The 18,726-nt window shown below is 43.0% G+C and carries 16 protein-coding genes; 5 read left to right on the top strand and 11 right to left on the bottom strand.

Features of this window, described 5'->3' with window-relative positions; translation table 11 throughout:
* Window positions 1-588 precede the first annotated feature (588 nt).
* The 9 genes from J3P37_RS20830 to J3P37_RS20790 all read right to left on the bottom strand — a co-directional run bounded on the left by J3P37_RS20830 (window position 589) and on the right by J3P37_RS20790 (window position 10,982).
* On the bottom strand, window positions 589-1,137 hold the full coding sequence (locus J3P37_RS20830) for a DUF3347 domain-containing protein (RefSeq protein ID WP_256013493.1): 549 nt from the start codon (window positions 1,135-1,137) through the stop codon (window positions 589-591).
* Window positions 1,138-1,149: 12 nt separating this feature from the next.
* Window positions 1,150-2,376, bottom strand: a complete 1,227-nt coding sequence (locus tag J3P37_RS20825) for an efflux RND transporter periplasmic adaptor subunit (RefSeq protein ID WP_256013492.1) — start codon at window positions 2,374-2,376, stop codon at window positions 1,150-1,152.
* A gap of 9 nt (window positions 2,377-2,385) precedes the next feature.
* Window positions 2,386-3,561 carry an efflux RND transporter periplasmic adaptor subunit gene (locus tag J3P37_RS20820; protein ID WP_256013491.1) on the bottom strand — a complete coding sequence of 392 codons (1,176 nt, stop codon included), beginning with the start codon at window positions 3,559-3,561 and terminating at the stop codon, window positions 2,386-2,388.
* A complete protein-coding gene (locus tag J3P37_RS20815) occupies window positions 3,539-4,792 on the bottom strand; it encodes a TolC family protein (RefSeq protein WP_256013490.1) in 1,254 nt (417 codons plus the stop codon). The genes J3P37_RS20820 and J3P37_RS20815 overlap by 23 nt, the downstream gene beginning before the upstream one ends.
* Entirely contained in the window at window positions 4,782-6,701 is a 1,920-nt protein-coding gene (locus J3P37_RS20810) for an efflux RND transporter permease subunit (protein ID WP_256013495.1), read from the bottom strand. The genes J3P37_RS20815 and J3P37_RS20810 overlap by 11 nt, the downstream gene beginning before the upstream one ends.
* Window positions 6,691-7,995, bottom strand: coding sequence for an efflux RND transporter permease subunit (locus J3P37_RS20805; protein WP_256013489.1), 1,305 nt, complete (start codon window positions 7,993-7,995; stop codon window positions 6,691-6,693). Before J3P37_RS20805 ends, J3P37_RS20810 begins: the two co-directional genes overlap by 11 nt.
* A gap of 69 nt (window positions 7,996-8,064) precedes the next feature.
* Window positions 8,065-8,502 (bottom strand): HYC_CC_PP family protein, encoded by a 438-nt coding sequence (locus tag J3P37_RS20800; protein WP_256013488.1) that lies wholly within the window; start codon window positions 8,500-8,502, stop codon window positions 8,065-8,067.
* 101 nt (window positions 8,503-8,603) lie between these two features.
* On the bottom strand, window positions 8,604-10,571 hold the full coding sequence (locus tag J3P37_RS20795; RefSeq protein ID WP_256013487.1) for a M1 family metallopeptidase: 1,968 nt from the start codon (window positions 10,569-10,571) through the stop codon (window positions 8,604-8,606).
* Window positions 10,572-10,637: 66 nt separating this feature from the next.
* Complete coding sequence (locus tag J3P37_RS20790) at window positions 10,638-10,982, bottom strand: ArsC family reductase (protein ID WP_256013486.1); 345 nt, start codon at window positions 10,980-10,982, stop codon at window positions 10,638-10,640.
* Window positions 10,983-11,181: 199 nt separating this feature from the next.
* On the opposite strand from J3P37_RS20790, the gene J3P37_RS20785 reads away from it, so the two are divergent.
* Window positions 11,182-12,333, top strand: coding sequence for an adenylyltransferase/cytidyltransferase family protein (locus J3P37_RS20785; RefSeq protein ID WP_256013485.1), 1,152 nt, complete (start codon window positions 11,182-11,184; stop codon window positions 12,331-12,333).
* Between the two features lie 176 nt (window positions 12,334-12,509).
* Here the strand turns inward: J3P37_RS20785 and J3P37_RS20780 are convergent, their stop codons facing one another.
* The gene (locus tag J3P37_RS20780; protein WP_256013484.1) at window positions 12,510-14,948 is read right to left on the bottom strand and encodes an outer membrane beta-barrel protein; all 2,439 of its coding nucleotides are present in this window, start codon (window positions 14,946-14,948) and stop codon (window positions 12,510-12,512) included.
* A 250-nt stretch (window positions 14,949-15,198) separates the two neighbouring features.
* Between J3P37_RS20780 and pth the strand changes: the two genes are divergently transcribed.
* Window positions 15,199-15,759 (top strand): aminoacyl-tRNA hydrolase, encoded by a 561-nt coding sequence (pth, locus tag J3P37_RS20775; RefSeq protein WP_256013494.1) that lies wholly within the window; start codon window positions 15,199-15,201, stop codon window positions 15,757-15,759.
* A gap of 240 nt (window positions 15,760-15,999) precedes the next feature.
* The gene (locus J3P37_RS20770; protein WP_256013483.1) at window positions 16,000-16,743 is read left to right on the top strand and encodes a hypothetical protein; all 744 of its coding nucleotides are present in this window, start codon (window positions 16,000-16,002) and stop codon (window positions 16,741-16,743) included.
* Window positions 16,744-16,890: 147 nt separating this feature from the next.
* Here the strand turns inward: J3P37_RS20770 and J3P37_RS20765 are convergent, their stop codons facing one another.
* Window positions 16,891-17,391 (bottom strand): hypothetical protein, encoded by a 501-nt coding sequence (locus J3P37_RS20765; RefSeq protein ID WP_256013482.1) that lies wholly within the window; start codon window positions 17,389-17,391, stop codon window positions 16,891-16,893.
* A gap of 308 nt (window positions 17,392-17,699) precedes the next feature.
* Between J3P37_RS20765 and J3P37_RS20760 the strand changes: the two genes are divergently transcribed.
* Together J3P37_RS20760 and J3P37_RS20755 are read left to right on the top strand one after the other, a co-directional pair.
* Window positions 17,700-18,110: a VOC family protein gene (locus J3P37_RS20760; RefSeq protein ID WP_256013480.1), complete on the top strand. Its 411-nt coding sequence runs from the start codon at window positions 17,700-17,702 to the stop codon at window positions 18,108-18,110.
* A 147-nt stretch (window positions 18,111-18,257) separates the two neighbouring features.
* Entirely contained in the window at window positions 18,258-18,710 is a 453-nt protein-coding gene (locus J3P37_RS20755) for a hypothetical protein (RefSeq protein ID WP_256013478.1), read from the top strand.
* Window positions 18,711-18,726: the final 16 nt, after the last annotated feature.

Here is an 18,726-nt window from a genome sequence, read left to right as displayed (position 1 = left end):
GTATAGCTACTTTAGAAATAACAAATCAAGCTGTATAGCTCAATTACTATTAATCCCCTAACCTGTATAGCCTAATTAGGACGAGACAACGAGACATGACCGAAAATGGTGATCCGTATGAAAACCGTGATTAAACCGTGGCAAGACCGTGAAACTGACAGTCTTGGTGGAGTGAAAATACCTTCATGGTTCAAGCTTGTACATAAGCCCATAAGAATCCATAGGGACTTGGCATTGACCCGTTCACTATGTATTTTATAGAAATGTCTTGGAGGATATCTGCGGCTTTTAGATCCGCGGAATGCCGGTTGGCATGCGACAACTTTTCTAAAGCTAACAAATTATTTTTACTTTTTCGTCATGCCAATCCTGAACGTGATTCAGGACTGGCATCTCTTCATATGCGTAGAGCAATGCTCAAGCAAGAGGTGCTGAAACTAGTTCAGCAGAAATTCCGATCATTTTTCAATCCTTTATTTGCAAAATATGACCATCCGGGGGATGACGAAAAAAGTAACTAAGGTCGTTCTTAGGATCGAAAGTACCCGCCTGAGAATAAAACCTTATTGTGAACGAAGCCCAGGTTCCCTACTTTATTTCTTCCTTCACTTCTCCGCATTCAAGCATTTCATCGCCATAATACGGGTTTTTAATATCCGATTCGCTGGCCAGCCAATACGCACCGTCGCCGCCATGAGCCATCGGACAATACTGCTTGAAGATCTTACCGGAACTTAATTTTGAAGCTTTCACAGTTTTTTCAACTTCAGCAGTTAACAAACTGAACTCCGTGCGCTGTACATCAATTTTTGCTTCACTCGCAATTTTACCAGCGATATCCGCCCCCTGGCTGCTTCCGGCATCTGTTAATGCTGTCTGCAAGGCCGCAGCTCCCTGTTGCGCTTCCTTTGCATCAGAATTAACGAGTGCATTTTTCACGTGGATATAATGCACATAAACTTCCTTTACCTTCTCATCACTAAATTGGGGGTTCCCCGCTTCCGAAGTACTTTCTGCAGCTGCTGTAGATTCATGCCCGGCAGTTTTATCGCCCTCGGATGAACAAGCACTCATGCTGAGTGATCCGAGGATGAATGCTAAACCTACTACTGATTTTGAGATGTGATTCCTTTTCATGATTTATTGTTATTAATGATTATGTTGTGTTTTATTTGCGGAATTATGTGTACTAAGAGGCTCGGTTCCTTTTTTTAAGACGAACTCGCTGTATAGTAAATATGCACCTCTGCTAACTATCTCCTGGCCGGGGTGCAAACCGGTTGTTATCAAAATGCTATCAGAGTCTTCTGCGCCTGTTTTAACCGGGACAGGCTCAAAAGAATGATTCGCTGTCTTGATCCAGACATGCGCTCCACTCTCATTCCGAATAACCGCTTCCTGAGGGACACTTATCAGCCCTTCACTTTTATCAACCGGCAGAAATACCTTCGCTGGCATGCCCGGTTGCAGCTGGCCTTTTGAATTGTTTACAGAGGCTCTCACTGTTAATAAACGTGTAGAAGGGTTTATTTGAGGTCCCACAAAGTCGATCACTACCTCTTGCTCTATGTTGGCAAACACAGCCTTGACTCTTTTTCCGGGCTTAAGCTCTGGGAGCTCGGAAGAATAAGCATCCGCTTCGAGCCAAAGGGTATTAAAGTCTTCGAGGCGAAGAAGCACAGATCCTTCCGACACGTATTGACCTTCTGTAATATTGATTTCACTGATAACACCCGAGGCGCCAGAAAAAATGGTTACCGTAGGTGATAGTTTTCCAGTCGATCTAGTCAGGGCTTTTATTTGAGCAGTGGAATACCCATAAAGCTTCAGCTTACTCTCTGCCGCGAGCTTTAAGGTGGTGTAGATCTTTTCGCTTGGAAAAGCTGCGGCTTGCTTTACCTGTAGCAGATAATCCTGTTGCAGTGTTTGAAGCGTTTCGCTGTAGATCTGCATCAATGGCTGCCCCTTAGAAATCACCTGCCCTGCTTCCTTTACAAAAAGTTTTTCTATCCTCCCGGGATATTTACTTGAAATTATTTCAGATTGTTCGGGATTAGCTACCAGACGGGCGTTTAGTATTTTAGCCGAACTAAAGCTACCCTTACCAACTTTTATAGTTTGTATGTTCGCTAACTTAATTTGTTGCCCGGTTAGCGTCAGGCCATTTTTATTCCCGGTACTCTTTACCAATACAAGGTCCATTTTGCAGACAGGACATGTGCCAGGGGCATCCTGTACCACGTGTGGATGCATGGGACAGGTATATTTTGCTCCCTGTTCATGTGCGTGATCCGACGATGCATTTTCTCCCTTGCATGAAGATAGCACCACCACTGTCATTAGGAGAAAAAGTAAATTAAGAATATATAGTTTCATATATCTGTCTTATTTGATAAAGCTTTCGCTATCCGCCAAAAACCAGGCATTAGCAGCCACTTCGGTATCTGTCCCTAATTCATCTCCAACATTTATCCAGTCGCCGGACTTTCCTTTGATAGCGATAAACCTTGGTTTAAAAGTCCCGTCATGGTTTTCGAAAACCACATAGCGGGTTCCGGTCTCAAACACAGCCTCCCTTGGCAACCAGTTACCTTCAATCTTACTTTTTCCTTTGGTCACATTCAAAAGCTGGCCAACCTTCCATTCTCTGCCAGGATTATCGATAACTGCCCTTACCAGAGAAAAAGAGGAGCTTTCTTTATAATATGGCTGAATCAAACTTACCGTTGCCTTTACTTTGTTTGAGGAATCAGCAGCATCTTCAATTTCCAAGCTGGTTCCGTTTTTAAACTCCTTCAACTGCGCAGGAGAAACAAAGAATTCTGCCCATACAGAATTCATGGAAGCAAGCCCAAAAAGTTTCTGGCCGGCAGAGACGTACTGGCCTTCGCGAATTAAAACTGGTGTATTTGAATTCACAGTTGGCACCTGGTTCGAATTGTCTGAAGGCGAAGATCCCATTCCTCCCATACCTTCATCTCCTCCTCCGGATTCACTGATCAGGGCCGTACCAGCAAAACCGGAACCCTGAGGAGTGCCACCTGTGCTTTGTACATCAGCAACATACCCCGAATAAGGACTATAAATCGAAAATGTATAATCGACCTTTCCGGTTCCCAGTAAGCTACGGATCTGCTGGTTCGTAGCCCCGAGCAAACGTAACTTCCTTTTTGCTGCCTCCATTAAAGTAATATCTCCGCTCTTCTTTAGGAACAGAAGTTCCTGCTGCGCATTAACCAGGTCAGGGCTGTAAATGTCCATCAACTTTTGACCTTTTGAAACCTGCTGATAGTTATACCTGATGTATAGGCGTTCTACTCGTCCGCTAACACGGCTGGATATACTTTGTAAATTGTTGGTATTATAGTTTATGATGCCAGGGACCGTAATTGTTGAAAAACGCGAACCCTTCTGAGGCCTCAGCGTCTTCACCTGCGGCTTGTCAGATGTCCTCTCTTTGTACGTATGCTCCGGCTCTTTATCTGCGCCTGGGGCACAAGCTATTACCAAGCTGATCATAACGAGGACTGCTATGACTCTATCTTTCAATGCTCTTCTCATATTCAGCGATCATTTGGTAATACTTCTGTAATTGATCCAGGTAGTTCATCTGCGTCATATTTAAAGCCTCCCAGGCATCGATCACAGCGCTTAAATCAAGTTTATTTTCCTGGTAGGAAAGCATGGAAACTTTCAAATTCTTATTTAATGCAGGTACTATCTTCTTCTCATAATTCGCTACCTGTTTCTGCATAGAATTGATCTCATTTTCCATACTTTTAGCCATCCCAAGCATTTCAGACAACATTGCTTCCTTTTGCTGATGCATGGCAGCTTTCTCATAGTTCATGGAATTAATCTCTGAACGATACATCTTCGACGACCATGGAGCTATCGGAATTGAAAGCATTCCCATTACTGTAAACTGCTTTGGCATCATCGCCCCATAACTTGACATATGATCGAAGCGTAACCGAAAATCAGGTTTTGCTTCCTGCTTCATTTGCTTGATATTCGCTTCCATAGCATGGATATTATGCTGCATGTGTAGAATATCACTGCGGGTTTCAGCAAGGTAAGTGGTATCCAGGTTAGGCACAGGATTAAAAGTTACGATATAAGCGGTATCTACACTAAGCTCGTTAGCCGGATTGCGGTTCATGAGGGCATTTAGCGCAATCTTTTTAGTACGTATTTCAGACTCAGTCATCAGGACCATGTTCTCTACCTCGTAACTGCGTCCTTCTGCTTTAAAGATCTGGTTTAAGCCGCCCTGGTTATAGGGATAACGGATTTCTGCCAGCTTCTTCATAGTTAGCATGATCTGCTCGTTTTCTTTTTGAAACCTGATCCTTTTATTTGCAATCAAGAGATCAAAATATAGCTGACGGGCTTTTGCCCTTAATTCGTTGAAGCGTTCCGTTTTACCCAGGAAATAGGTTTCCGCTTGGGTTTTCAAATATTCTTTCCTGGCTTTAAGCTTAGCCGGGTTAGGAATATCCTGTTCGGCAGAGACCATAAAAGCACCTTTGTTCATATCGCTTACAGGACCTTCTCCGGGGTATGGTGTCATGAAGGTACCCGCACCGATCATTGGGGCCATCCATCCTCCGGCCCCTGCAACTTTTGCATCCTCACTTTTGATCTGGTTGTCGAATGCCTTGAGTGATGGATTATTGCTCTCAATTTCTTTCAGGACCTGATCCAGGGTCATTATATTTTGGGCCACACTACGAGTTGATATAAAAAACAGTACCGCAGCCATTACCCATGTTATTGTCTTATTTCTCATCACCTACCTCCAGTCTTCCAAATTTTTTCAGCTCATATTCCTTAGTCATTAAGAAAATGAGCGGAGTAACCAATAAAATATGTGTAGAGGAAGTGAGCACACCACCTATCATAGGCAGAACAATAGGTTGCATCACGTCACTGCCAACGCCAGCCGACCAAAGAACCGGTATCAGTCCGAAGAGAGCCACGCATACCGTCATCAATTTGGGACGTAAGCGTTTTGCAGCACCTGCAATAACAAACTCCCGTAAATCTTCTTTACTTATGGTTTCACCTGAATTACCACGCAAAGCCACTAACTGCTTCATGGAATCATTCAAATAGATCACCATCACCACACCGGTTTCCACTGCAATTCCGAACAGGGCTATAAAGCCTACAGCTACCGCGATAGACAGGTTCACGCCCCAGAAATAGACCAGGTAAGCACCTCCAATCAAGGCGAATGGCACAGTGATCAGGCTTAAAAATGCTTCGCGTACCGATTTAAAAGCGAGGTACAGGGACAGGAATATGATTAAAATAACAACAGGCAAAATACACAGTAAGGTTTTCTCTCCCCGGATAAGGTTTTCATATTGTCCGCTCCATTCAATAAAGTAACCTTTCGGTAATTTTAGTTCGCTGTTCAGTTTGTCAATGGCCTCCTGTACAGTGGCGCCCAGGTCACGGTCGCGGACATTAAACAATACCGCCCCTCTTAAAATGGCATTGTCGGAGGTGATCATTGGAGGCCCGTCGACAAAACGGATCTCGGTTACGGCAGAAAGAGGGATGGTCCCGGCATCCGGAGAATTCAAAGGGACACGTTTAAGTCGCTCCAAACTATTCCGGTAATCTTCGCCCAGCCTTAATTGAATATTAAAGCGACGGCGGCCTTCAATTGTATTTGCGAAGGGGGCTCCTCCTATGGCTGTTTCTACGGTGGAGTTTACATCGTCGACGGTTAGTCCGTAGCGTTCGAGCTGCTCTCTTTTGATGTCGATCTCCAGGTATTTACCGCCCGTAAGAGGCTCTACGTATAGATCGCTCACGCCATTAACGTCGCTCAGGATAGCTTGCACCTTCCGGGAAACCAGGTCTATTTGTTTCAGATCTTGTCCATGCACTTTTACACCTACATCGGTTCGAATTCCGGTTGAGAGCATATTGATACGATTAATAATAGGCTGTGTCCAGCCGTTTACTACACCGGGAATCTGCAGCTTGTGATCAAGCTCATTGATGATGTCTTTTTTAGTGATTCCCGGGCGCCATTCGCTTTTCGGCTTAAGCGTGATAATCGTTTCTATCATACTTATCGGAGAATTATCAGTAGCGGTATTGGCCCGACCGGCTTTTCCCAACACCTTGTCAACTTCCGGAACAGTTTTAATGATCTTGTCCTGCACCTGCAGGATCCGCTTGATCTCGGTGTTTGAAACATCTGGCAGCGTTACAGGCATAAACAGAACGGACTGTTCGTCCAGGGGAGGCATAAATTCCCTTCCCATGCTCATTAGCAAGGGCACACTGATTAAAAGTGCTATAATGTTTATCCCCAAAGTGGTTTTCCGGTTGCGGATACAGGTCCTGATCAATGGTTCATAGATTCTTTCCATCCCACGGTTCAATGGATGTTCGTGCTCCGGCTTAAATCTGCCTTTCATAAAGAAAGAGATCAGCACAGGTGCCAAAGTGACCACAAGGATAGCATCGATGATTAAAATGAAAGTTTTAGTGTAAGCCAATGGGTGAAATAACTTGCCCTCCTGCCCTGTCAATAAAAATACCGGCAAAAAAGAAGCAATGATGATCACCGTTGAATAAAAAACGCCTCGGGACACTTGTTTGCAGGCTTTTTCTATAATACTTAGGCGCTCCTCGCTTGATAACTTTACGTAATCTGTCTTCTTTTTATTCCACATGGGATGATCCTCCTTTCTTCTGCTCGCTGAGCTCTGCCTGCCGAATAGCCAAATGTTTATAAGCATTCTCGGCCATGATGATCCCATTATCAACAATAACACCTATAGCGAGAGCTATCCCGGTAAGTGACATAATATTGGATGAGATATCAAAAGCATTGAGCACAATAAAACTCGCTGCAATAGTGATTGGGATTTGAATAATAATACTGACAGCGCTGCGCCAGTGCCATAGAAAAACAAAAACGATGAGAGAGACAACGATCATCTCTTCGATCAGCGTTGTTTTTATGGAAGAAATAGATTCTTCGATTAGCTCTCCCCGATCATAAATAATATTGAACTTCATTCCCTCGGGCAGACCTTTGGCAACTTCAGTCATTTTAGCTTTAACACGCTGAATGACCTCATCAGCGTTTTCGCCGTAACGGAGAACAGCAATGCCTCCAACTGCTTCCCCTTCTCCATTATAATCAAAGATACCTAGACGGCTTTCGCCCGACATCTGTACAGTGGCCAGATCTCTGATCCGGACAGGGATAGAATTTTGGGTACGGACAGCTAGGTTCTCGATCTGCTCAATTGACTGGAGGTAACCGGTAGTTTTTATAATATAGCCGATGTCGCTCATTTCGAATTTACGGCCGCCAGCTTCATTGTTATTCGCATTAACCGCTCGCATAATATCGGCTACCGTCAATTTGAAATAGTTCAGTTTTTCGGGATCAACCGTGATCTGGTATTGTTTCTGAAACCCACCAAAGGAAGCGATCTCACTAATACCGGGAACATTCTGCAGTGCGAACTTCACATACCAGTCCTGCACCGCGCGTTGTTCTCCCAGATCCATGCCCGGTGCTTCTAAGGTGTACCAAAGTACATGGCCCACCCCGGTACCGTCGGGGCCCATGGTTGGCGTTACCCCTTCGGGCAGGGCACTACCAATGGAATTGAGTCGCTCGAGGACTCTCGAACGTGCCCAGTAGATGTCTGTATCGTCCTCAAAGATGATGTAGATAAAGCTCATCCCGAACATCGAGTTCGCCCGTACGTACTTCACTTCGGGCAAACCCTGCAGGTTAGTAACCAAAGGATATGTAACCTGGTCTTCAATGATCTGCGGGCTTCGGCCCATCCATTCAGTAAAAACGATCACCTGGTTTTCTGACAAATCAGGTATAGCATCGATCTTGCTTGTTCTTACTGAATAGATTCCCCAGGCAAACATACCTGCGGCCAGCAGCAGAATTAAAAACCGGTTGCGTAATGAAAAAGCAATCAGTTTCTCAATCATGAGAATAATAGTAAATGATGAAACAGAATATGATTAAAACGAAAGCCGATAGAGGCTTAAACCATAGAATCAGATCCTGAATTGCCGGAAAAGGATGGTAAGTGATTTACTGATGGAGAGAACAGAAACTGGAGGTTCATCCTCTTCGTCTTGCTCTGAGTTAAAGCCAAGCCAATTTTTAACGAATTTGATAACAAAAAGCACATCAAACGCATTCCTTTCCTGAACCTGCTTTTTGTAAATAGTAGCGTCAGCGGTTTTTTGAATGCTGATCAGTTGATCGCTGCAACAAGGTTTCCCTTTATGGAGTGGGTTAAAGCTATGTTTAGGAGCACAGGAAGGATCTTTTGTAGTCCTTGTATGCATTTTACATTTTGTATCTGTACCAAGCAGGGAAAAATCCTTTACCTTGCCACAGCAGGTATGAATGGATATACTCAAGCCCGAAGCTGATATTGTTATCAGCAAGGCAAGGGTTAAGAGTATATATTTCCTGACGTGGTTCATTTACAGCACAAATATACAAACAAGGACAATACAGTATTTATATAATTTTTGTTAAAGTTTATATTTATCGCATGTAATCGGTACCTGCAACCTGAAGCTTATTACTTCGATTTCCAGGTATTGTTATCGCTGTTATAATCAGGAAAAACCTTATCAGGATCAATTACTACTCTGTCAATTTCCTCAACAGAAGCGTGCAAAAACGTCCAGGTATTATTTTTAGCCCAAATTTCGACTGGTAAATTCACCCTTGAGGTCTTTCCGCCTTTGGTTTTGATTTCCAACACCACTGGCATCGGCATTTTTTCAAGATTCGCAATGCTGATCAAGGCTCCGTTTTTAGGATTGTTCTTTACATAATTTACTCCAAGAACAGCCTGATCGAGCTTCCAGTTGTTTTGGAACCATGATCGCCAGAACCAGTCGAGTTTTTCCCCGGAAACATTCTCCATAGTGCGGAAAAAATCATCCGGTGCAGGATGTTTATAGGCCCAGCGATTAATATACGCTTTAAAAGCCCGGTCAAATCGCTCCGGACCAAGTATCTGATCGCGTAATAAAACCAGACCGTAGGCAGGTTTATAGTAGGCGAGGTAAGCGATATGCGCTTCCTTCATGTTATCGGGACTGGTGGTTACGGGTTCAAGATGCGGAGCTGTTAAAAGCGTTCCCCACTGATGCATATTTTTTTTTGGCTCTTTATACTCTCCCCGGTTAAATCCATCATCTGTCAGGGTATTGATGAAGGTGTTAAAGCCCTCATCCATCCAGGCGTGTACCCTTTCATTATTTCCAACGATCATCGGGAACCAGGTATGACCAAACTCATGATCGGTTACACCCCAGAGCGAAGAGCCTTTGTCCTTATAACTGCAAAAAACTATTCCCGGATACTCCATTCCGCTGGCATCCGCAGCGACGTTCGTAGCCGCCGGGTACGGATATACCAGCCACCTTGCAGAATTTAATTCAATAGACGCTTTAGTATATTCAGTTGACCTTCCCCAGGCGGCGTTTCCACTACTTTCGGCAGGATAAGCTGAAATAGCCATTGACTTTTTGCCTCCGGGTAGATTGATCCTTGCCGCATCAATGATAAATGAAGACGAAGATGCCCAGGCAACATCCCTTGAATTACTGATCTTATAATGCCATGTAAGCTCGCCGCCGGAGCTTTTGGCCGCGCTGGCAGCATCACTTGCTGAACGAATGGTCACTGTTTTATCACTGTTGGCAGCCTGTTGCCAAAGCTTTTGTTTTTCATGGCTATAAACGTCTTTTAGGTTTAGCAATTCGCCGGAGCACACGACAGCATGGCTCGCCGGGGCGGTGATGCTCACATCGAAATCTCCATATTCCAGGTAGAATTCGCTCGGCCCTGTATAGGGAATCACATTCCATCCTGCGATGTCGTCGTATACGAACATCCTGGGATACCATTGTGCCATGGCAAAGATCTTCCCATTCTTAGTTTTGAGAACGCCCATACGGTCCGAGCCATAGTCGGGCGATATAAAAGAGTAGTCTATTCTTATCTTTACTTTGCCTCCCCGTGCTTTTACAGCATCCGGCAGTAAAACCTGCATTGTTGCATCCTCAATGACATACTGAAGATCAGCCTCTGCATTGCCAACAGCCAGCTTCACGGCCTTAATTTTGTATCCTCCGTCAAATACCTGCCCCTTGCTGCCTCCTCTGCTTCCAGAAAGTGGGACAATAAGCGATCCTCTTGAATCAGCTTTAAAAAGATTTTGGTCAAGCTGGATCCATAAAAACTCAAGCTCATCAGGACTATTATTGGTATAGGTAATATATTCGGTTCCGGAAATTTCGTTTTTCTGCTCATCCAACCGTACCGAAATCTGGTAATCAGCCCGGTTTTGCCAGTACGACGGCCCCGGTTTACCGCTGGCGGAGCGATATTCGTTTCCGCTTTTGCGATAGAAATTGGGAGAAAATGCGTCAACGTAATTATAAATACTGGTTACTTTATCTTTAGCTTGCTGCGCTGATCCATGAAACACTGTAAAAGCCAGCAAGATACTGGCAAACGCACTAAATCTGTACATAGAGGTAATACTTGGTTTGCTTAAAAATTCAAGGCCTATTGTAAAAGAGGAATTATATCTTTTTGTTTACTTCAATAATTCCTGTAAGGAGTCGGGATTAAAGCCTAAAACAATTTTGCCGTCTTTTTCTAAGACGGGCCTTTTAATAACACTTGTTTTGTCCTGCATTAAGGTAAATGCCGCAGAAGCGGAGGTGATAGAATCCTGTACTTCTTTATCCAGCTTTTTCCAGGTAGTTCCTTTTTTGTTCAGAAGCGCCTCGTATCCCACTTTATCCGACCAATCTTTAAGCTTATCTTCTGATATGCTCAGTTTCTTAAAATCGTGGAACTCGTATTTTACCTTGTTTTCATCTAACCAATTCAGCGCTTTTTTTACCGTATCGCAATTTTTAATTCCGTAAACTACCATTATGCAAATTTATAATAACCTTTCATTTTTCTTGAAGGTCTATTTATTCTTCTTTTAAGATCTGGAAGTACACGTAATTTAATTCATCTCGTTCGCGAGCCTGACTCAGGCAGTTTTATTCTAAAAATATTTAACAAACATAAATTTACAAATTCAGTTAACTTTATGCCCGCATAATAATTGAACTTAGAAAACCTTTATGAGTACACCCAAACGAGTGATGGTAACCGGCTGCTTTGACTTATTGCATAGCGGACATGTTGCCTTTTTAAAAGAAGCATCCAAACTGGGAGAAGTGCATGTTTGCATTGGAAACGACGAAAACGTATATCAACTTAAGGGAAGATATCCGGTAAACTCTGAAGCTGAGAGAAGATATATGATCGAAGCATTGTCGGGTGTAACAGCTTGCAAGGTTAACAAAGGATTTGGAATCATAGATTTCCTGGAAGAGCTGGAAGAAGTAAAACCTGACATTTTTCTTGTAAATGAAGACGGAGCTACTGCTGCCAAAGCTGAAATATGCAAAAACAAAAACATCGAGTACCGCATACTTCAACGTATTCCTCATGATAATTTGCCGGCAAGATCAACCACCAGCTTACGTACAGAATGCCTGATCCCGTTTAGAATTGATCTTGCAGGAGGCTGGCTTGATCAGCCCTTTGTTTCTAAATTTCACTCTGGCCCTGTGTTAACGATCTCCATAGAGCCAACTATTGAATTTAATAACAGAAGCGGGATGTCGTCAAGCACACGAAACAAAGCCATTGAATTATGGCGGACGGAAATACCAACCGGCGACCGTGAAAAGCTTGCTAAAATTTTATTCACCTACGAAAATCCTCCCGGCACAAAAGAAGTTGCCGGCTCACAGGATGCATTAGGGATTGTCCTTCCGGGATTAAATAAACTTAATTACAGTGGCAACTACTGGCCTGACAATATTGAATCGATAAACGATGAGGACGTTCTGAACTGGATTGAATCGCACTTATACCTGGTTACCCTCGGCCCCCGTACATCGGAATATTCAGTTTTAGAAAACACTAAAATTGACGAGGCCGGAGCTAAAGCACTGGCAGATGCAGCGGAGAAGTGCTGGAAGGCTATTCAGGCGAAAGACGTAAAGGCCTTTGGGCAACATTTCCGTGAATCATTCGAAGCTCAGATCGCAATGTTCCCTAACATGGTATCAAAAGACATTTTTGACCAGATCGACCTGTACAAAGACAGGGTGGACGGTTGGAAACTGAGCGGAGCAGGAGGAGGAGGTTATCTCATCTTTGTTTCGGAGACTCCTATAGAAAATGCTATCAGGGTTAAGATCAGAAGAAAAGATTATATCTAACAGGTCTAAAATCAGAATATCATCTTTCCTTAAGTGTTCAGGGCCTGGTTCATTCCTCTGAAACTGTTTCTTCGTCATCCTGAACTTGCTTCAGGACCTCTTGAGTTTAAACCTGGTTCAAGAGGTGCAGAAACAAGTTCGGCATGACGAACTAGGCGCTAAAATGGATATATCCTCTAGTTTGAGCTACTTTTTCCAGCTACATCATCATTATTGATGCCGCGACGATTTTTCTTTATCTCCCCATTTAACTGGCCGAACTTATAAGTCAGGTTCAAACTAAAATTGCGGTAATAGTTCTGAAAGCTTTCGCTTTGACTGAATGACGCTCCATTGGTATCGTTCTTCCAATTTCTGAATTTTTGAAACGGATTATTTACCGAACCTGATACTGATAATTTTTTCTTCAAAAACTCTTTTGAAAGACTCGCAGATGTGTAATAGTACGGATTAGATTGCCCCTGCAAAGTTATCCATGCACTATAAAAACCCCCGTTTATTCCTGCACGCCAGTCCTTCTTTAGTTTATAACCTACGTAAGCATAAATATTACCCTGCACACCATCGTTCTTCAATAAATCGTTGTCAATAACGCCTTCCATCCAGATATATGAAAGCCTACCGTTAACATTGAAATTAATCATTTTGGTGATTTCCTGATTGGTGCTAAAATTAAAGCCGAGGTTCTTATCCTTCCCGATATTCTCAAACGTAGCACGACTAACATTACCTTCCAGCCGGTTTACATATTGAATGGTGTTATTTGCGAATGAATAGCTTACCCCGGTATTGATCGACCCTTTTTTAAATATGCTGTAATTCAAATCAAAGTTATGGTTAAGAACCGGATCCAGCTCCGTGTTTCCGGAGCGGGTAAAGTTCTCATTAAACTGTTCGACATACGGGTTCAGTTGCCAGATATTTGGCCGCTGGATTCGTTGGGTATAACCCAGGTTGATACTATTGTTATTTTTCAACTTCCTTTGCACGGAAATTGACGGAATAAAATTATTGTAGTCGGTTTTAAAGTAAGAGTTAGTCGAGACAAAATTCGCATCAATAACCGTACGCTCCAGTCGCAAGCCGGCCTTAAAGCCCCAGTCTTTAACTTTGAGCTGGTAGGAATTGTAGAAACTGTAAACATTCTGGCGGTAATCAAATTCGTTGGAGCGGGTGTTGTCAACGATATAGGTACCGGATGCATTATAATCGCCGTATTCAAAGTCGCTAAAATTATTGCGCAAGATGATCTTCAGTCCTCCCTCGATATTTAGTTTTTTTATAGGATGAAGATAATCCAGTTGAATGGTCTGCTCTTTTGTTCCTGATTTGTTGTATTGGCCATAATTACCGTGTTGTTCTACGGGATAGTTTACCCTATCCTGAGCGAAAAAATTACTGGAATTATCTTCGGCGCTACTATTAAACTTATAAGATCCAGTGAGCAACTGCTCTTTATTCCTCTTAAAACCGAGTTGATAGTTTAAACCTAACTCATATCCGTTCCAGTCATAGTCGCTTAAGTTATCAATCCTATAAGACATGTTTTCCCCTGGCGAAAATGAACTTTGTCTCACTCGTTGAAAGCTGTTATTATTGCCCGAGCCCTTATTATAACCAAATTCCGCTGTTACCAGGTTCAGGCTGTCGAACTCATAGCTCAGCTCGGCATTAGAATAACCATAGCTGTTTTCATTTTCGCGATCACCATCCATGAACAAGGTTGTTCCAGAGGGGTGTGCAATTCTCGACATAGAAAAAAGAGTGTTTGGTGTGTTACGCAAGTTGCCTCCCATATAGGTAGAGAGACCAAACTTACTTCCTTTTACGGTGAGCTGTGCATTAGTGCCAGGCCCTTGAGGAAAACGGTAACGTGGAGAAACCGACCCGTTATACCCCTGATCAACTTTTTTAGTGGTAATGATATTTATAATGCCGGCCAGGCCTTCGCTATCGTATTTTGCCGGAGGTGTGGTTATCACCTCAGTTTTTTGTATATCACTTGCCGGCATGCTTTTAAAAACATCTTTTGGACTGCGGGCTACCAATGAAGAAGGACGGCCATTTATTAAAACTTTAAAGCTGGAGCTGCCCTTTATCTGAATGTTATCATCGGCGTCAATAGAAACAAGGGGCACCTTCCTCAACATGTCGAGCACATTATTAACTTTACTTTCAGGATCCGCCTGAACATCATAGGAGATCCGGTCTACCTCTTGTTTGACCATAGGACGATCACCGGTAATTGTAACTTCCTTCAACTGATTCTCGGCACTACTTAGCTCAATAGTGCCTTTATCGATTACTAGCGTACTTCCGCTCGCATTTACAGCAATGACCTTTGGCTTATGTCCAACAGAAACGATGCTGATACTATACTTCCCGGCTGCCACATCCTTAATAACAAAGTTGCCCCTGGCGGAAGTCAATGCCGTTTTCAACGGTTTATTGTCCTGCGATTTTAAAACTACAGTAACATATTCCATCGCCTTGCGGGAAGCGGAATCAATAATACTACCCTTGATTGAGTATGCTTCAGACTCCTGGGACACAGCGGGGAAGGACAAAACAAGGGCCAGAACAAACAGGCACCCTTGCATAATGTTGGTTTTCATAGTGGCATTATTAGGTTTGTTATGTGATATGTCTAATAAATAATCAGCAAATCCAAATCACAGTACTGGTAGTCAATCAGCCAAAATTTAGGTACGAAGCTACAAAAGAACATTCAACCGAAATGTTAAAGAATGTTATATATAAAAGACGTAACATCCGAGCTTTCGTTACACAAAATCTAAAAGATGTTCAGATTCTGTGATCTTTTGTCTTTCATGTAAAAGCGTCTATCTTTGTCCATATCAAATGATGAAATATCTGATCGTTGGCCTGGGAAATATCGGCCCTGAATATGCAGACACGCGACATAATATAGGTTTTATGATTGCGGATGCTATGGCAAAAAAGGCCGGTGTAAACTTCGCGAACCTTCGCCTGGCCTATTATTCTGAGTTTAGTTTTAAGGGTAAAAAGATATATACTATTAAACCCACCACATACATGAACCTGAGTGGGAAAGCAGTTAACTACTGGATGCATGAGTTGAAGATCCCGGTGGAAAACATCCTGGTTATTGTGGATGATCTGGCAATTCCTTTTGGAGCCATCCGCTTAAAACCCAAGGGAGGTAATGCGGGGCACAACGGGCTCAAAAGCATTGAATCGCTCGTTGGCGGCCAAAATTACCCGAGGTTACGGTTTGGCATTGGCGACAATTACCCAAAAGGGCGTCAGGTAGATTATGTATTGAGTGGTTTCGATAAAGATGAACAACCCGAATTACCTGCTTTAATAGACCGGTCCATTGAGATGATTGAAAGTTTTGTTACTGCCGGAGTGGAATTAACCATGACGCGGTTTAATAAATAAGGTTGGAAAATCTATAGAAGATTTGAGAATAAGTGTGATTTTATTAAAAGAGCCGTATGGAACACACGGGACGAATGCGCCAGCATATGAAGATTTGAGAAATCCTATGCTAGCGCACGCGTGACGAGGGCGGTCATCGAGCGTGAGCTTCCCAAGCTTCATAGTCCAAAATTCACCTCCTGATTAAACCAAACACTTCTCTTTTATTCCAACCAATACACACACTTAGAACCTTTTCAAATGGAAAAAATCTTTACTTTCATGCTTGTGTGCATGCTTTGCACGCTTACTGCATCCGCACAACCAGACGAATCAAAAAACTTTCTTTATCTCTATCCAGATTCAGTAGTCTTCGCCAGGGACATTTATCTCACAAGAGATTTTACAGGCCGGCCGTATTTCCGTGTAGACGGCAGGCGAGTTCATCCCGACCAAGTGAAATTCTTTAATAACGAAGAAGGTTTTTACGCAAACAGCAGCAACCTAAGCATAACCGGCGAGAACATGTTTTATGAGAGAATTAGAAAAGGTAAGATCAACGTTTATGAAAAGAGCTTCATTGACTGGGACCATCGCCGCGGGCCTCGCTACCGGGGATACAAAGAACCGGAAGTGATATTTACCAAGAACTTCTACAACCTGGGATTTGAGGATTTAAAGAAAGCGACTTACGCAAATCTCAGAGCCGATATGGCTGAAAACATAGAGAGCATTGAACTCTTGAACCAGTATAATTCGGTAAAAAAGACGGAGAAAGTCTTTTTCATCGCCGGCGGCGCTTCGATGGCTGCTGGATTTATCTCATTTTTAGCTAAGGGAATAAGTAGTCATAACCATACATCCTTGGACAATCACTCTACTCCCAATTTTGCTCCAAGTTTTATACTACTGGGCACAGGTGCAATATTCGCCATACTCGGTTACACCAAAACCCTCAAAGCGCCAAGATATCTAAAAGCAGCCGTTGATAGCTATAACAGATAAGAACAACTTTCTTAATATGGCGATACCCGGTCTGGAGAGTTAGCGCAGCGCTCTCCGGATTCCTAAACAATTTCTTCCATACTTATCAGTATTGTAGGACAATCATATCCCTGCCAGCCCGTTGCTGTCGGGGAAGGGAATACACCCTCATTTATGACCCATAATTTCTCCATCTCTGTTTTGTGCACCTGAACCGGAAATGAGAATGGCAGCCGGAAACGGTCCCTGGCCTGAAGGCAAAGTAAGCGTCCCTCCGAGTGAGATGTTCGCTCGTTTATTATTATAAGTCAAGATCTCTTCGAAATAAGGATACGGTTTCTTTGGTTCCTGCGGACGTTGGCTATAGAACGTTAGTTCATCAGTTTTTTTGACAGTAAGAGGCAAGGCTCCGGCTCCTTGTTTCCATACGCCACTCAGCTGTTTTTGATCTGCCGACAGCTTTGCCGAGTAAGCACCTCCAACCACATTTACACTTAAAAACAAGGAGTCATTTCTCCAGACCACCTGATCTACCGGGATATTACTTGCTCCATGGTCGGGACTGGCCATCTTCGACTGCAACGTTCCGTCTGTTGCTTTGCTTATTTCAAAAAACACACGCAACTCTGCTCCCGGCAAGACTAATTTCCCTTCCCATTTTCCGAGCAACGGATCTGCTTTTTGTTGCGATTAAAGTTGAGACCCTGCTATCAGGAACAAAATGAGGAACATAGAAAATCTAATGTGAAGGTTTAATATCATGGAGTTGTTTAATGTGCAGAGATTACCAAAAAGTTCAAATAAAGATAATAAATTTTATGATTGCGAGCTGGATTGCGCACTGGCTTTGTGAGCTTTATGGTTAATTTCTGCACTAAATTGCATCTTAAATTCAGCCTTGTGTCCTTCTTCTTTGCCACCCTAATTTTGTAATTTTATTGATGATCTTTGGATTAAAATAGATTAATTTTTAAGCTATGAAAACAGCAAGAAACCCGTTTGTATGGACAGAAATTTATGTGGAAGATTTGGCAAGAGCCCAGAAATTCTACGAAACGGTTTTAGATATTAAGATGGAACCCGCACCGGTGCCTTCCGGCATGGAGGCTGAAGAAGGATCTGATGAATCCTTTGAAATGGTATTTTTTCCCGGCAATATGGACACTCCTGGAATGAGCGGCATGTTAGTTAAGTCAGACAACTTAAAACCCGGGCCAGGGGGCACACTTAATTATTTTGCATGTGAAGACTGTGCGGTAGAACTCTCAAGAGTAGCCGCAGCAGGAGGCCAGGTTATTCAGGATAAAATGTCGATCGGCCAATATGGTTATTGCGGAATCTGCACAGATAGTGAAGGCAACTCCATCGGATTTCATTCTATGAAATAGCCTCTTTCCCATTTCACAGACTAAATTAAGACCAGGGACCGGTTCGCAGCCGGACCTTTAAGCCGTAGGCCTGTCCTGGTGTTTTTATTGAAAACTTATTTTGTAACGTTCCGCCTTCAACTGCATCTAAGCAATGTGTATTTTATCTTGCTAACATTACATTCCTACGTTCGCTGGTTCGTTTTGGGATCCTTACTCATCTCCATTGTTATCGCCTGGTATGGCTCTATCAAGGAAAAGAAGTTTTCCGATTCTCATGACCGACTGAGACATGTCACAGCTACAATAGCCCATATTCAATTTACCCTTGGGATAATTCTATATTTTATAAGCCCCATTGTAAAATATTTCATGCAGAATTTTGACGAGGCCATTCACCTGAGAGAAATACGTTTTTTCGGAATGGAGCATAGCCTGATGATGTTCGTCGCTGTCAGCGTCATCTCCGTGGGCTCTGCAAAAGCAAAAAGAAAGAACACAGACCGCGACAAGTTTAAGACAATGACAATCTGGTTCACCATCGGCCTTCTGATTATTTTAAGTTCTATTCCATGGCCATTTACAGGATTAGTGTCAAGACCGTACTTCAGGCCCTTTTAGACGGGACGATGCAACA

Origin of the sequence: Desertivirga xinjiangensis (assembly GCF_024436435.1) — a bacterium.
GTDB lineage: Bacteria > Bacteroidota > Bacteroidia > Sphingobacteriales > Sphingobacteriaceae > Desertivirga > Desertivirga xinjiangensis.
The sequence above is the reverse complement of the archived record's forward strand: the minus strand, read 5'-3'. Positions and strand labels throughout refer to the sequence as shown.